The organism is Streptomyces cinerochromogenes, assembly GCF_014648635.1.
In the GTDB taxonomy this organism is placed as follows: Bacteria; Actinomycetota; Actinomycetes; order Streptomycetales; family Streptomycetaceae; genus Streptomyces; species Streptomyces cinerochromogenes.
In genome coordinates this window covers 339150-354079 of the sequence record NZ_BMRM01000009.1, presented here as the reverse complement: position 1 = coordinate 354079, position 14930 = coordinate 339150, and the positions used below count along the sequence as shown (strand labels likewise).

The window sequence follows — 14930 nt, the reverse complement described above, 5'->3', positions numbered from 1 at the left end:
GGGTGTTGACGATGAGGTCGACCTCGCCGTCGTGGATGAGCTGGACGATGGTCTTCTCGCCGTTCGGGCCGGTGCCCTCGGACTGCTTGCGCACCACGGTGGCGTTGATGCCGTTGCGCTTGAGGACCTCGGCGGTGCCGGAGGTGGCGAGCAGCTCGAAGCCGTGCGCGACCAGCTCGCGGGCCGGGAAGATCATCGACCGCTTGTCCCGGTTGGCGACCGAGATGAACGCCCGTCCCTTGGTGGGCAGCGGCCCGTAGGCACCCGCCTGCGACTTCGCGTACGCGGTGCCGAAGACGGAGTCGATGCCCATGACCTCACCGGTGGAGCGCATCTCCGGGCCCAGGACCGTGTCCACACCACGGCCGGAGGTGTCGCGGAAGCGGCTCCACGGCATCACGGCCTCCTTGACGGAGATCGGCGCGTCCAGCGGCAGCTCGCCGCCGTCGCCGGTCTTCGGCAGCAGGCCCTCGGCGCGCAGCTCGGCGATGGTCGCGCCCAGGGAGATCCGGGCGGCGGCCTTGGCGAGGGGCACCGCGGTCGCCTTGGAGGTGAAGGGCACGGTCCGGGAGGCGCGCGGGTTGGCCTCCAGGACGTAGAGGATGTCACCGGCCATCGCGAACTGGATGTTGATCAGGCCGCGCACGCCGACACCGCGCGCGATGGCCTCGGTGGAGGCCCGCAGCCGCTTGATGTCGAACCCGCCCAGGGTGATCGGGGGCAGCGCGCACGCGGAGTCGCCGGAGTGGATACCGGCCTCCTCGATGTGCTCCATCACACCGCCGAGGTAGAGCTCCTCGCCGTCGTAGAGCGCGTCCACGTCGATCTCGATCGCGTCGTCCAGGAACCGGTCCACCAGGACCGGGCGGGTCGGGCTGATCTCGGTCGACTCCGCGATGTAGGAGGCCAGGCGGGTCTCGTCGTAGACGATCTCCATGCCACGCCCGCCCAGGACGTAGGAGGGCCGGACCAGGACCGGGTAGCCGATCTCGTCGGCGATGGCCTTGGCCTCGTCGAAGGTGGTTGCGGTGCCGTGCTTCGGGGCGGGCAGGCCGGCCTCCTTCAGCACGCGGCCGAAGGCGCCGCGGTCCTCGGCGGCGTGGATGGCCTCCGGCGAGGTGCCGACGACCGGCACGCCGTTGTCCTTCAGCGCCTGCGCCAGACCCAGCGGGGTCTGCCCGCCCAGCTGCACGATCACACCGGCGATCGGGCCGGCCTGCTGCTCGGCGTGGACGACCTCCAGCACGTCTTCGAGGGTCAGCGGCTCGAAGTAGAGGCGGTCGGAGGTGTCGTAGTCGGTGGAGACGGTCTCCGGGTTGCAGTTGACCATCACCGTCTCGTACCCGGCGTCGGACAGCGCGAAGGAGGCGTGGACACAGGAGTAGTCGAACTCGATGCCCTGCCCGATCCGGTTCGGACCCGAGCCCAGGATGATCACCGCGGGCTTCTCCCGGGGCGCGACCTCGGACTCCTCGTCGTAGGAGGAGTAGAAGTACGGCGTCTTCGCCGCGAACTCCGCCGCGCAGGTGTCGACCGTCTTGTAGACCGGGCGGACACCGAGCGCGTGCCGGACCTCACGGACGACGTCCTCGCGCAGCCCGCGGATCTCGGCGATCTGCTGGTCGGAGAAACCGTGCCGCTTGGCGTCGGCGAGGAGTTCGGCGGTCAGCTCGGGGGCCTGGGCCAGCTCGTCCGCGATCTCCTTGATCAGGAACAGCTGGTCCACGAACCACGGATCGATCTTCGTGTACTCGAAGACCTCCTCCGCCGTGGCGCCGGCGCGGATGGCCTGCATGACCGTGTTGATCCGGCCGTCGGTGGGCCGTACGGCCTCACGCAGCAGCGTGTCCTTGTCGCCGGGCTCGCCGACGAAGGTGAACTGGCTGCCCTTCTTCTCCAGCGACCGCAGCGCCTTCTGGAACGCCTCCGGGAAGTTCCGGCCGATGGCCATGGCCTCACCCACCGACTTCATGGTGGTGGTCAGCGTGGAGTCGGCCTGCGGGAACTTCTCGAAGGCGAACCGGGGGGCCTTGACGACGACGTAGTCGAGGGTCGGCTCGAAGGAGGCCGGGGTCTCGGCGGTGATGTCGTTCGGGATCTCGTCCAGCGTGTAGCCGACGGCCAGCTTGGCCGCGATCTTGGCGATCGGGAAACCGGTCGCCTTCGAGGCCAGCGCCGAGGAGCGGGAGACCCGCGGATTCATCTCGATGACGATGACCCGGCCGTCCTCCGGGTTCACCGCGAACTGGATGTTGCAGCCACCGGTGTCGACCCCGACCTCGCGGATGACGGCGATGCCGATGTCACGCAGGATCTGGTACTCGCGGTCGGTGAGCGTCATCGCGGGGGCGACGGTGATCGAGTCACCGGTGTGCACACCCATCGGGTCGAAGTTCTCGATGGAGCAGACGACCACGACGTTGTCGTGCTTGTCCCGCATCAGCTCCAGCTCGTACTCCTTCCAGCCCAGGATGGACTCCTCCAGGAGCACCTCGGTGGTGGGAGACAGGGTGAGGCCCTGGCCGGCGATGCGGCGCAGTTCCTCCTCGTCGTGGGCGAAGCCGGAGCCGGCGCCGCCCATCGTGAAGGAGGGACGGACGACGACCGGGTAGCCGCCGAGGGTCTCCACGCCCTGGAGGACGTCGTCCATGGAGTGGCAGATGACCGAGCGGGCGGACTCGCCGTGCCCGATCTTCTTGCGGACCTCCTCCACGACCACCTTGAACAGGTCGCGGTCCTCACCCTTGTGGATCGCCTCGGGCTTGGCGCCGATCAGCTCCACGCCGTACTTGGCCAGCACGCCGTTCTCGTGCAGCGAGATGGCGGTGTTGAGGGCGGTCTGGCCGCCCAGGGTGGGCAGGAGGGCGTCGGGGCGCTCCTTGGCGATGATCTTCTCGACGAACTCGGGGGTGATCGGCTCGACGTAGGTGGCGTCGGCGATCTCCGGGTCGGTCATGATCGTCGCCGGGTTGGAGTTGACGAGGACGACTCGCAGGCCCTCGGCCTTCAGGACCCGGCAGGCCTGGGTGCCGGAGTAGTCGAACTCGGCGGCCTGGCCGATGACGATCGGGCCGGAGCCGATGACCAGGACGGACTGGATATCGGTGCGCTTAGGCACGCTGGCCCTCCATCAGGGAAACGAAGCGGTCGAAGAGGTAGGCGGCGTCGTGCGGGCCGGCTGCCGCTTCGGGGTGGTACTGGACGGAGAAGGCCGGCTGGTCGAGCAGCTGCAGCCCCTCCACGACGTTGTCGTTGAGGCAGACGTGCGAGACCTCGGCGCGGCCGAACTTGGTCTCGCTGACCTTGTCGAGCGGGGCGTCCACGGCGAAGCCGTGGTTGTGCGCGGTGACCTCGACCTTGCCGGTCGTACGGTCCTGGACCGGCTGGTTGATGCCCCGGTGGCCGTACTTCAGCTTGTAGGTGCCGAAGCCCAGCGCACGGCCGAGGATCTGGTTGCCGAAGCAGATGCCGAACAACGGCGTCCTACGCTCCAGGACGGCGGTCATGAGCGCGACCGGGCCGTGGGCGGTGGCCGGGTCGCCCGGGCCGTTGGAGAAGAACACGCCGTCCGGGTCGACGGCGTAGACGTCGTCGGCCGTGGCGGTGGCGGGCAGGACGTGCACCTCGATGCCGCGCTCGGCCATGCGGTGCGGGGTCATGCCCTTGATGCCGAGGTCGATCGCGGCGACCGTGAACCGCTTCTCGCCGATCGCCGGGACGACGTACGCCTCCTTGGTCGCCACCTCCTCGTAGAGGCTCGCGCCCTTCATGTGCGGCTGGGCCTGCACCCGCTCCACCAGCTCGGCCTCGGCGGCGATCGCCTCGCCGGAGAAGATGCCGGCGCGCATCGAGCCGCGCTCGCGCAGGTGGCGGGTGAGGGCGCGGGTGTCGATGCCGGAGATGCCGACCACGCCCTGCCGCTCCAGCTCGTCGTCCAGCGAGCGCTTGGCCCGCCAGTTCGAGGGCACGCGCGCGGGGTCGCGGACGACGTAGCCGGAGACCCAGATGCGGCCCGACTCGTCGTCCTCGTCGTTCCAGCCGGTGTTGCCGATCTGCGGGGCGGTCGCGACGACGATCTGGCGGTCGTACGACGGGTCGGTGAGGGTCTCCTGGTAGCCGGTCATGCCGGTGGAGAACACGGCCTCGCCGAAGGTCTCCCCCACGGCCCCGTAGGCGCGACCGCGGAAGATGCGGCCGTCCTCCAGGACGAGTACGGCGGGAACCCTTGCGGCTCCCCTGGTGGAGGTCGTCATCGTGCGCCTTCCGTGTCGTTGGTCATCTGGTTCAGGGTGTGGACCCACTCGGCGTGCTCGGCCGCGTGGTCGGAGCGGAAACCGGAGTCGATCAGCTTGTCGCCGTGTGCCCAGGTCACCACCAGCAGTCCGCCCTCGGTGAGGACCTTGCCGGCGATGCCCTTGTCCAGGCGGGCTCCGCGCAGTGCGGCCGTGGGGACGAAGAAGTCGGTCGCTCCGGGGCGCTCGACCTCCAGGCCCGCGTCGGTCAGGGTGAGCTGGGCCCGGCTGCGGGTGCCGAGGCCGTGGGCCACGATGCGGTCCAGCCACTGCCCGGCGGTGGTGGAGCCGTGGTAGCGGCCGCTCATGCTCAGTCTGGCCGGGCCGGTCTCCTCCGGCGCGCCGGGCAGCGCCGGCAGGTCGCTCTGGAGGGTGCCGCGCCACTTCCAGCCCTCGCGCATCAGCCAGTAGACGAGCGCGATGAAGAGGGCCAGTCCGACGAGCCAGCCGATGCGGGCCGGCCAGTCGGTGACCTCGGCCGACCTCTTGGCCTCGGCCAGCAGGATTACAGGTGTCACGTGAGCTTCCCGTCGACGAGCGTGGCCTTGCCCCGCAGCCAGGTGTGCGTCACACGGCCCGGCAGCTCCCGCCCCTCGTAGGGGGTGTTGCGGCTGCGAGAGGCGAAGCCCGCGGGGTCCACCCGGCCACGGTATGCCGTGTCGACCAGGGTGAGGTTGGCGGGCTCACCAGCCGAGACGGGACGGCCGTGGCCGGTGGCCTGTCCGATCTGCGCGGGCTTGAAGGACATGCGGTCGGCGACGCCGGCCCAGTCCAGCAGGCCCGTGTCGACCATGGTCTCCTGGACCACTGACAACGCGGTCTCCAGGCCGACCATGCCCATGGCGGCGGCGGCCCACTCGCAGTCCTTGTCCTCGTGCGGGTGCGGGGCGTGGTCGGTGGCGACGATGTCGATCGTGCCGTCGGCGAGCGCCTCGCGCAGGGTGAGGACGTCGCGTTCGGTGCGCAGCGGCGGGTTGACCTTGTAGACCGGGTTGTAGGTGCGCACCAGCTCATCGGTGAGGAGCAGGTGGTGCGGGGTGACCTCGGCGGTGACCTGGATGCCGCGGGCCTTCGCCCAGCGGACGATCTCGACGCTGCCGGCGGTCGAGAGGTGGCAGATGTGGACGCGGGAGCCGACGTGGTCGGCGAGGAGGACGTCGCGGGCGATGACCGACTCCTCGGCGACGGCCGGCCAGCCGCCCAGGCCCAGCTCGGCGGAGACGACGCCCTCGTTCATCTGGGCGCCCTCGGTCAGGCGCGGTTCCTGGGCGTGCTGGGCGACGACTCCGCCGAAGGCCTTCACGTACTCCAGGGCGCGGCGCATGATCACGGCGTCGTCCACGCACTTGCCGTCGTCGGAGAAGACGGTGACGCCGGCGGCGGACTCGTGCATGGCGCCCAGCTCGGCGAGCTTGCGGCCCTCCAGGCCGACGGTGACGGCGCCGATGGGCTGCACGTCGCAGTAGCCGTGCTCGCGCCCGAGCCGCCAGACCTGCTCGACCACGCCGGCGGTGTCGGCGACCGGGAAGGTGTTGGCCATGGCGAAGACGGCCGTGTAGCCGCCGCTCGCGGCCGCACGGGTGCCGGTGAGGACGGTCTCGGAGTCCTCGCGGCCGGGCTCGCGCAGGTGGGTGTGGAGGTCGACCAGGCCCGGCAGCAGCACCTTGCCGCCGGCCTCGACGACCTCGGCGCCCTCGGCGCTCAGACCGGCGCCCACCTCGGCGATGGTCTCGCCGTCGATCAGGACGTCCTGGGGCTCGCCGCCGAGCACCTTCGCACCGCGGATCAGGATCTTGCTCATGGGTCTTACTTCTCCTCAGTGCGGGTCTGGGCGGGCTCGTTGCCGCCGAGCAGCAGGTACAGGACGGCCATCCGGATGGAGACGCCGTTGGCGACCTGCTCGACGGCGGTGCAGCGGTCGGAGTCGGCGACCTCGGCGGTGATCTCCATGCCGCGGACCATCGGGCCGGGGTGCATCACGATGGCGTGCTCGGGCAGCCTGGCCATGCGGTCGCCGTCGAGGCCGTAGCGGCGGGAGTACTCGCGCTCGGTCGGGAAGAAGGCCGCGTTCATGCGTTCGCGCTGGACGCGGAGCATCATCACGGCGTCGCTCTTGGGCAGGGCGCTGTCGAGGTCGTAGGAGACCGTGCAGGGCCAGGTGTCGACGCCGACCGGGACCAGGGTGGGCGGGGCGACCAGGGTGACCTCGGCGCCGAGCGTGTGCAGCAGGTCGACGTTGGAGCGGGCGACCCGGCTGTGCAGGACGTCACCGACGATGGTGATCCGCTTGCCGGACAGGTCCTGGCCGAGCCCGGCGTCGCGGCCGAGCAGCCGGCGGCGCACGGTGAAGGCGTCCAAGAGGGCCTGGGTGGGGTGCTGGTGGGTGCCGTCACCGGCGTTGATGACGGCGGCGTCGATCCAGCCGGAGTTGGCGAGGCGGTACGGGGCTCCGGAGGCGCCGTGCCGGATGACGACGGCGTCGACGCCCATGGCCTCCAGGGTCTGGGCGGTGTCCTTCAGGGACTCGCCCTTGGACACCGACGATCCCTTGGCGGTGAAGTTGATGACGTCGGCGGAGAGCCGCTTCTCGGCGGCCTCGAAGGAGATACGCGTGCGCGTGGAGTCCTCGAAGAAGAGGTTGACGATCGTCCGGCCGCGCAGGGTCGGCAGCTTCTTGATCGGCCGGTCGGCGACCCGGGCCATCTCCTCGGCGGTGTCGAGGATCAGGACGGCGTCGTCGCGGGTGAGGTCGGCGGCCGAGATGAGATGACGCTGCATCTGTCAGGCTCCGTAAGGCAGTTCAAACGGGAGAATGGGGGCAAAGCAGTGCGCGTGTGGGCATGCCGAAGCGGCCCTGCGCCTGGTTTGCTACTGGCCGGCCTTCGCACCGAGCAGCACGGTGTCGCGACCGTCCTCCTCGGCGAGCTGGACCTTGACCGTCTCCCGCAGCGACGTGGGGAGGTTCTTTCCGACGTAGTCGGCACGGATGGGCAGTTCCCGGTGGCCGCGGTCGACCAGGACCGCGAGCTGCACCGCGCGCGGGCGCCCGATGTCGTTCAGGGCGTCCAGGGCGGCGCGGATGGTGCGCCCGGAGAAGAGCACGTCGTCCACGAGGACGACCAGCCGGCCGTCGATGCCGTCACCGGGGATGTCGGTGCGGGCCAGCGCACGCGGCGGGTGCATGCGCAGGTCGTCGCGGTACATCGTGATGTCGAGGGAGCCGACCGGGATCGTGCGGTCGGTGATCTGCTCCAGCTTGGCGGCGAGCCGCTGGGCGAGGAAGACGCCCCGGGTCGGAATGCCGAGGAGCACCACGTCGTCGGCGCCCTTGGCGCGCTCGACGATCTCGTGGGCGATACGGGTCAGCACCCGTGCGATGTCGGGGCCCTCGAGAACGGGCCGGGCATCGGACGCTTGCGGGCGCGCGGGCGTGTCGTGCTTGTCCATACGAAACGGACCTCCTTCTCCGCCTCACGGGACGGACCTTAAAGGACGTCGGAATTGCGCCATCCACCGTAGCAGGTCACCGGACGGCCCCCCGCCACCCCCCTGACATCCCGCCGTCACCCGCTTGGCTCAATCGGCCGCCACTACCACGGAAGAGTCGGTGTGGACCATTCGGCTTGACGCAGGAGAATCACGCTGCGTAACCTCACAGTGAGTTACCAGCCGCGCGGCGGGAAGACAGCCGGCCGCGTCGACACAGTGTCCGGGGAGCTATATGTCCAGCGAATACGCCAAACAGCTCGGGGCCAAGCTCCGGGCCATCCGCACCCAGCAGGGCCTTTCCCTCCACGGTGTCGAGGAGAAGTCCCAGGGTCGCTGGAAGGCCGTGGTGGTCGGTTCGTACGAGCGCGGCGACCGCGCCGTGACCGTGCAGCGACTGGCCGAGCTGGCCGATTTCTATGGCGTCCCGGTGCAGGAGCTCCTGCCGGGCACCACGCCGGGCGGCGCTGCCGAGCCGCCGCCGAAGCTAGTCCTGGACCTGGAGCGGCTGGCCACCGTGCCGGCCGAGAAGGCGGGCCCCCTGCAGCGCTACGCGGCGACGATCCAGTCCCAGCGCGGTGACTACAACGGCAAGGTGCTCTCCATCCGCCAGGACGACCTGCGCACACTCGCCGTCATCTACGACCAGTCCCCCTCGGTCCTCACCGAGCAGCTGATCAGCTGGGGCGTGCTGGACGCGGACGCGCGCCGCGCGGTCGCCACGCACGAAGAGGCGTAAGCACGCCACACCCCCAGCAGAAACGTGCCGCCGGGGTGGCCGGAACCATACGGTTCGGGCCACCCCGGCGGCCTTTTCGCGCGCGGTGAGGAACGGTCGGGAGCGGTCGGGAGCGGTCGTGCGGGAAGACGTCGGAGGGCCCGCGGCACAAGGTGTGCTGCGGGCCCTCCGAGACGGTGTACGGGGCGGTTACGCCTCGTCCCGGCGCAGGGACGGCTTGAGTTCCTTCAGCCGGCCCAGCAGGCCGTTGACGAACGAGGGCGACTCGTCGGTCGAGAACTCCTTCGCCAGCTGCACCATCTCGTCCAGGACGACGGCGTCCGGGGTCTCGTCGACCCAGATCAGCTCGTACGCGCCCAGCCGCAGGATGTTGCGGTCCACGACCGGCATGCGGTCGAGCGTCCAGCCCACCGCGTACTGGGCGATCAGCTCGTCGATCCGCTTCGCGTGCACGGCGTAGCCCTCGACCAGCTGCATCGTGTACTCGCTGACCGGGGGCTGCCGGGTGTCGGACCGGGACAGCCGGATCCAGTCCGCGAGGACCGTCAGGACGTCGGCGCCGCGCTGGTCGCCTTCGAAGAGGATCTGGAAGGCGCGCTTGCGGGCCGTGTTGCGGGCAGCCACGGTTAGCTGTTCACCCGGCCGAGGTAGTCGCTGGTGCGGGTGTCGACCTTGATCTTCTCACCGGTGGTGATGAAGAGCGGGACCTGGATCTGGTGGCCGGTCTCCAGCTTGGCGGGCTTGGTGCCGCCGGTGGAGCGGTCGCCCTGGACGCCCGGCTCGGTCTCGGCGACGGTCAGCTCGACGGCGGCCGGCAGCTCGACGAAGAGGACCTCGCCCTCGTGCTGGGCGACGGTGGCCTTGAAGCCCTCGATGAGGAAGTTGGCGGCGTCGCCGACGGACTTGCGGTCGACCATCAGCTGGTCGTAGGTCTCCATGTCCATGAAGACGAAGTAGTCGCCGTCCATGTACGAGAACTCCATGTCGCGCTTGTCGACAGTGGCCGTCTCGACCTTGACGCCGGCGTTGAAGGTCTTGTCGACGACCTTCCCGGAGAGCACGTTCTTGAGCTTGGTGCGCACGAAGGCCGGGCCCTTGCCGGGCTTGACGTGCTGGAACTCGACGACGGACCAGAGCTGGCCGCCTTCGAGCTTGAGCACCATGCCGTTCTTGAGGTCGTTCGTGGAAGCCACGGTTGCGGAATCTCCTGGACTGACGTACGACCCCGGGTCACGCGCTACAGCGCGAGCAGCTCCTTGGTCGTGATGGTGAGTAGCTCGGGTCCGCCGTCCGCCTCGGGGCGTACGACGAGCGTGTCATCGATCCGGACACCGCCCCGGCCCGGGAGGTGGACCCCCGGTTCGACGGTGACCGGCACGCAAGCGTCCAGTTTACCCATGGCTGAGGGAGCCAACTGCGGGTCCTCGTCGATTTCGAGTCCGACACCGTGACCGGTCAGCGGTGGCAGGGCCTCCGCATAGCCCGCGGAGTCCAGTACCTGACGTGCCGCGCGGTCCACGTCGCGGTAGGCGGCGCCGGGTGCCAGGAACTCGCGGCCGGCCCGCTGGGCGGCGAAGACCAGGTCGTACAGCTCGATCTGCCAGTCGGCGGGCGAGGTGCCGATGACGAAGGTCCGGCCGATCTCACAGCGGTAGCCGCGGTAGGTGGCGCCCAGGCAGACGGAGAGGAAGTCGCCCTCCTCCACGCGCCGGTCGGTGGGGCGGTGGCCGCGGCGGCCGGCGTGCGGCCCGGTGGCCACGGAGGTGGGGAAGGCCGGCCCGTCGGCTCCGTGGTCGACCAGCCGCCGCTCCAGCTCCAGGGCCAGGTGGCGTTCGGTGCGGCCGACCAGGATGGACTCCAGCAGCTCGCCGAGGGCCTGGTCGGCGATCTCCGCGCCGATGCGGAGGCAGGAGATCTCCTCCTCGTCCTTGACCACGCGGAGCTGTTCCACGGCGCCGGCGAGGTCGGTGAGGCGGAGTTTCGGGACGACGGAGGCGAGGGCCCGGTGGCGGGCCACGGTGAGGTGGTGCTCCTCGACCGCCAGCGAGTCGGCGCCCTGGGCGGCGGCGAAGCCGGCGGCCGTGACGGCGGCGTCGCCGCCGTTCGGCGGCAGCACGTGCACGCGCACGCTCTCGTCCGGCCGGCCCTCGTAGGGCCGGTCGTCCGGCGGGCCCGCGCACACCAGGAGGTCCTCGCTCCTGCCGAGCAGCAGGACGCAGCCCTGCGGGGCTGCGGCGGCGAGGTAGCGGACGTTGGCCGGGCGGGTGACGAGCGCTGCCGCGGTGCCGGCCGCGTTGAAGTGGTCCCTCAGCCGGGATCGGCGGTTCGCGTACACCTCTGACATGAGATGAGCGTAGGAGTTTTGACCGGATTGTGCCGATTGAGAGGGGCCGAGTGGGGTTGGCGGGGGCCCAGTGGGTCGCCGGGCCCCCTCCTCACCAGCTCGGAGGGCTCGCTATCGCTCTCGACAGGACCTCGTCCAGGACCCGGGCGGTGCCGGGGACGTCCAGCTGGGAGTTGTCGATGATCGGCAGGCCCGAGCCGTACCAGCCGGCCATGCGGCCGTGGATGCGGGCCACCTCCTCGTCGGTGAGGCGGCGGTTGCCGGTGCGTTCGGCGTTGCGCTCCAGGACGATGTCCAGGCCCGGGAGGAGGACCACGGGGAGCAGGCCGGGACCGACGTGCCGCTTCCAGCCGCCGAGGCCGACCACCGGGCGGTCCGGGAAGACGGCGTCGTCCAGGATGCAGGAGATGCCGTTGGCGAGGAAGTTGCGGGCGGCGAAGCCGCAGGTGCGGCGGGCCAGGCGGTACTGGGCCTCGGAGTTGTCGTTCCAGCCGGACTGGGGGTCGGCGAAGCCCGCGCGGACCCATTCGCGGACGTCGTCCAGGCTGATGTGGGCCGTGGGGACGCGTCGGTGGTCGGCCCAGTACTTGGCGACGCTGGTCTTGCCCGCGCCGGCCGGGCCGATGAGCAGGACGGCGAGCGTGGTGGCCGTCGGGTCGGGTCCCGTGGCCGCGGTGGGCGGCGCCACGGGCGTGCCGACCGGACCGCCGGGTGGCAGCGGGACGTGCCCGGTGCTATCGGCGGCCGGGGGGCCGGAGACGTGCTGCGGGGGCGGGGGCGGCGGCACCGGGCCGACGGGGCCCGGGGGCTGGTGCGGGGCCGGCGGCACGGGGCCCGACGGGGCGGCGGGGAAGCCGGGTGCCGGAGGCGGCGGGGGGACGGGGGCGGGCCCCGGGGAGACTCCCGGGTGCGGACCCGGGTGATGTGCGGCCGACGCCCAGCCGGCGTGCGGCCCCTGCCCCGGCTGGTGGGGCGACGGCAGCGGAGACCCCACTGCGTGCTGCATCCGTTGCCACTCCGTCTCGTACAGGCAATTCGTGCGGGCGGCGACGGGGGCGCCCCGCCGCCTACCGAACGGTACCGTCCCCGGCCGTCGTTTGGTGAAACGGCCGGGGGCGGTGCGAAGTGCCCGGTGGGCGGGGGAAATCGGACGCGGGGAAGCAGTCCGGGACTTACCGGCCGACCTCGCCGTAGGCGGCGAGGAGGACGGCCGGGTCCGGGCTCTCCAGGACGGTCGGCCTGGCCAGGCCGTCCAGGACGATGAAGCGCAGGCGGTCGCCGCGGGACTTCTTGTCGACCTTCATCGTCTCCAGCAGCTTGGGCCACTGGTCGTAGCGGTAGTGCAGCGGCAGGCCGACGGATTCGAGGATGGCGCGGTGACGGTCCGCCGTGGCGTCGTCCAGACGGCCCGCCAGCCGGCCCAGTTCGGCGGCGAAGTGCATGCCGACCGCGACCGCCGCGCCGTGCCGCCACTTGTACCGCTCGTTCTTCTCGATGGCGTGGCCGAGCGTGTGGCCGTAGTTGAGGATCTCCCGCAGACCGGACTCCTTCAGGTCCGAGGAGACGACCTCCGCCTTGACCCGGATCGACCGCTCGATCAGCTCGGCCGTGTGCGGGCCCGCCGGGGTACGGGCGCCCTGCGGGTCGGCCTCGATCAGGCGCAGGATCTCCGGGTCGGCGATGAACCCCGCCTTGATGACCTCGGCCAGGCCGGAGACGTAGTCGTGCACCTGGAGGGAGTCCAGCGCCGCCAGGTCGCACAGCACACCGGCCGGCGGGTGGAAGGAGCCGACCAGGTTCTTGCCCTCGGCGGTGTTGATGCCGGTCTTGCCGCCGACCGCCGCGTCCACCATGGCGAGCACGGTGGTCGGTACGGCGATCCAGCGCACCCCGCGCAGCCAGGTCGCGGCGACGAACCCGGCCAGGTCGGTGGTGGAGCCGCCGCCGACGCCGACGATGGCGTCGGTGCGGGTGAAACCGCACTGGCCCAGCGCCTTCCAGCAGTAGGCGGCGACCTCGGCGGTCTTGGCCTCCTCGGCGTTGGGCACCTGGATGGCGACGGCCTCGTACCCCTGCCCGGCCAGATCGGCGCGCAGCGCCTCGCCGGTCTCGGCCAGCGCCTCCGGGTGGATCACGGCGACCCGCTTGGCCTGGTCCCCGATCAGTCCGGCCAGCTCGCCCAGCAGCTGCCGGCCCACCAGCACCTCGTACGGGTCGGTGCCCGCGGTGCCGGCGACCGGGATCCGGGTGACTGCCTCGCTCATACCTGCTTCAACTCCAGTGCGTCCAGGGCTGCTTGGGTGACCTCTTCGGGCGTACGGCCGTCCGTCGCCACCACCGCGGTGGCGACCTCCTCGTACAGGTGCCGGCGCGCCTCCATCAGCTCCCGCCACTGCTTGCGCGGGTTGACCGCCAGCAGCGGGCGGGCCACGTTCAGACCGGTCCGCTTGACGGCCTCCTCGACGTCCATCGACAGGTAGACCACCTGGTGCCCGGCGAGCAGCGCACGCGTGTCCGCGTCCATGACCGCCCCGCCGCCGAGCGCGACGACGCCCTGGTGCTCGGTGAGCGCGGCCCGTACGGCGGCCTTCTCGATGGCGCGGAAGGCCGCCTCGCCCTCGTCGACGAAGATCTCGGCGATGGCGCGGCCCTGGGCCGCGACGATGTCCTCGTCGGTGTCCCGGTAGCCCACGCCCAGGCGCTCGGCGAGCAGCCGCCCGACGGTGGACTTGCCCACCCCCATCGGCCCGACCAGGACGACCGCGGGCACGCCGCTCACCTGATCGCCAGGCTGTCGAGGTACGACTGCACGTTGCGGCGGGTCTCCGGCACGGAGTCGCCGCCGAACTTCTCCGCGACCGCGTCCGCCAGCACGAGCGCCACCATGGCCTCGGCGACGATGCCGGCGGCCGGGACGGCGGAGACGTCGGAGCGCTGGTGGTGGGCCTGGGCGGGCTCGCCGGTGGTGACGTCGACCGTCTTCAGCGCGCGCGGCACGGTGGCGATCGGCTTCATCGCGGCGCGCACCCGCAGCAGCTCACCGGTGCTGAGGCCGCCCTCGGTGCCGCCCGAGCGGCCGGAGACGCGCCGGATGCCCTCAGGGGTGTTGACGATCTCGTCGTGCGCCTTCGAGCCGGGCACGCGGGCCAGCTCGAAGCCGTCGCCGATCTCGACGCCCTTGATGGCCTGGATGCCCATCAGGGCGGCGGCCAGGCGCGCGTCCAGCTTGCGGTCCCAGTGCACGTGCGAGCCGAGGCCGACCGGGACGCCGTAGGCCAGCACCTCGACCACACCGCCCAGGGTGTCGCCGTCCTTGTGGGCCTGGTCGATCTCGGCGACCATCGCCTTCGAGGCGTCCGCGTCGAGGCAGCGCAGCGGGTCGGCGTCGAGCTTCTCCACGTCGGCCGGGGTGGGGTAGACGCCCTGCGGGGCCTTCACGGAGCACAGCTCGACCACGTGGGAGACGATCTCGATGCCGGCCGTCTCCTTCAGGTAGGAGCGGGCCACGGCACCCAGGGCGACGCGCGCGGCGGTCTCGCGGGCCGAGGCGCGCTCCAGGATCGGGCGGGCCTCGTCGAAGCCGTACTTCTGCATGCCCGCCAGGTCCGCGTGGCCGGGGCGGGGCCGGGTCAGCGGGGCGTTGCGGGCGAGACCGGCCAGCACGTCCGGGTCGACCGGGTCGGCCGCCATGACCTGCTCCCACTTCGGCCACTCGGTGTTGCCGACCATGACCGCCACGGGGGAGCCCAGGGTCAGGCCGTGGCGCACTCCGCCCAGGAAGGTGACCTCGTCGCGCTCGAACTTCATCCGCGCACCGCGGCCATAGCCGAGCCGCCGCCGCGCCAGGTGGTCCGCCACCATCTCCGTGGTGATCGGCACGCCGGCGGGAAGACCCTCCAGCGTCGCGACAAGTGCGGGACCGTGGGACTCCCCCGCGGTCAGCCAACGCAGCCTGCTCAACGGTGCTCCTCAGTGTTCGCGCCCGGTACTGCCCTGCGTGCGCGCGTCCTCGCGCACGGCGACGGCGCCACCGGGTGCGCGACCCCGGTGCGCCACCTCCGATCCTCCC

The 14930-nt window shown here is 71.3% G+C and carries 14 protein-coding genes; 1 reads left to right on the top strand and 13 read right to left on the bottom strand.

The window, feature by feature from the left end:
* From carB to pyrR, 6 genes are all read right to left on the bottom strand, one after another.
* On the bottom strand, positions 1-3118 hold a 3118-nt coding region (gene carB, locus IEZ20_RS20015), incomplete at its 3' end, for a carbamoyl-phosphate synthase large subunit (protein WP_189300543.1).
* Entirely contained in the window at positions 3111-4253 is a 1143-nt protein-coding gene (gene carA / locus IEZ20_RS20010; protein ID WP_189300541.1) for a glutamine-hydrolyzing carbamoyl-phosphate synthase small subunit, read from the bottom strand. The genes carB and carA, both read right to left, overlap by 8 nt.
* The gene (locus IEZ20_RS20005; protein WP_189300539.1) at positions 4250-4810 is read right to left on the bottom strand and encodes a PH-like domain-containing protein; all 561 of its coding nucleotides are present in this window, start codon (positions 4808-4810) and stop codon (positions 4250-4252) included. The genes carA and IEZ20_RS20005 overlap by 4 nt, the downstream gene beginning before the upstream one ends.
* Entirely contained in the window at positions 4807-6093 is a 1287-nt protein-coding gene (locus IEZ20_RS20000; protein WP_189300537.1) for a dihydroorotase, read from the bottom strand. The genes IEZ20_RS20005 and IEZ20_RS20000 overlap by 4 nt, the downstream gene beginning before the upstream one ends.
* Positions 6094-6098: 5 nt before the next feature.
* Positions 6099-7070, bottom strand: a complete 972-nt coding sequence (locus tag IEZ20_RS19995) for an aspartate carbamoyltransferase catalytic subunit (protein WP_189300535.1) — start codon at positions 7068-7070, stop codon at positions 6099-6101.
* Between the two features lie 90 nt (positions 7071-7160).
* Complete coding sequence (gene pyrR / locus IEZ20_RS19990) at positions 7161-7739, bottom strand: bifunctional pyr operon transcriptional regulator/uracil phosphoribosyltransferase PyrR (protein WP_189300533.1); 579 nt, start codon at positions 7737-7739, stop codon at positions 7161-7163.
* A 274-nt stretch (positions 7740-8013) separates the two neighbouring features.
* On the opposite strand from pyrR, the gene bldD reads away from it, so the two are divergent.
* Entirely contained in the window at positions 8014-8517 is a 504-nt protein-coding gene (gene bldD, locus IEZ20_RS19985; RefSeq protein WP_014671524.1) for a transcriptional regulator BldD, read from the top strand.
* Positions 8518-8706: 189 nt separating this feature from the next.
* On the opposite strand, the gene nusB is transcribed toward bldD, so the two are convergent.
* From nusB to aroC, 7 genes are all read right to left on the bottom strand, one after another.
* A complete protein-coding gene (gene nusB / locus IEZ20_RS19980) occupies positions 8707-9141 on the bottom strand; it encodes a transcription antitermination factor NusB (RefSeq protein ID WP_189300531.1) in 435 nt (144 codons plus the stop codon).
* A 2-nt stretch (positions 9142-9143) separates the two neighbouring features.
* Positions 9144-9710 carry an elongation factor P gene (gene efp, locus IEZ20_RS19975; protein WP_189300529.1) on the bottom strand — a complete coding sequence of 189 codons (567 nt, stop codon included), beginning with the start codon at positions 9708-9710 and terminating at the stop codon, positions 9144-9146.
* A gap of 44 nt (positions 9711-9754) precedes the next feature.
* Positions 9755-10861, bottom strand: coding sequence for an aminopeptidase P family protein (locus tag IEZ20_RS19970; protein WP_189300527.1), 1107 nt, complete (start codon positions 10859-10861; stop codon positions 9755-9757).
* Between the two features lie 91 nt (positions 10862-10952).
* On the bottom strand, positions 10953-11867 hold the full coding sequence (locus tag IEZ20_RS19965) for a Pro-rich N-terminal domain-containing protein (RefSeq protein ID WP_189300525.1): 915 nt from the start codon (positions 11865-11867) through the stop codon (positions 10953-10955).
* 166 nt (positions 11868-12033) lie between these two features.
* On the bottom strand, positions 12034-13125 hold the full coding sequence (gene aroB, locus IEZ20_RS19960) for a 3-dehydroquinate synthase (protein WP_189300523.1): 1092 nt from the start codon (positions 13123-13125) through the stop codon (positions 12034-12036).
* A complete protein-coding gene (locus IEZ20_RS19955; RefSeq protein ID WP_189300595.1) occupies positions 13122-13604 on the bottom strand; it encodes a shikimate kinase in 483 nt (160 codons plus the stop codon). Before IEZ20_RS19955 ends, aroB begins: the two co-directional genes overlap by 4 nt.
* A gap of 32 nt (positions 13605-13636) precedes the next feature.
* Positions 13637-14821 carry a chorismate synthase gene (gene aroC, locus IEZ20_RS19950; protein WP_189300521.1) on the bottom strand — a complete coding sequence of 395 codons (1185 nt, stop codon included), beginning with the start codon at positions 14819-14821 and terminating at the stop codon, positions 13637-13639.
* Between the last annotated feature and the right edge of the window lie 109 nt (positions 14822-14930).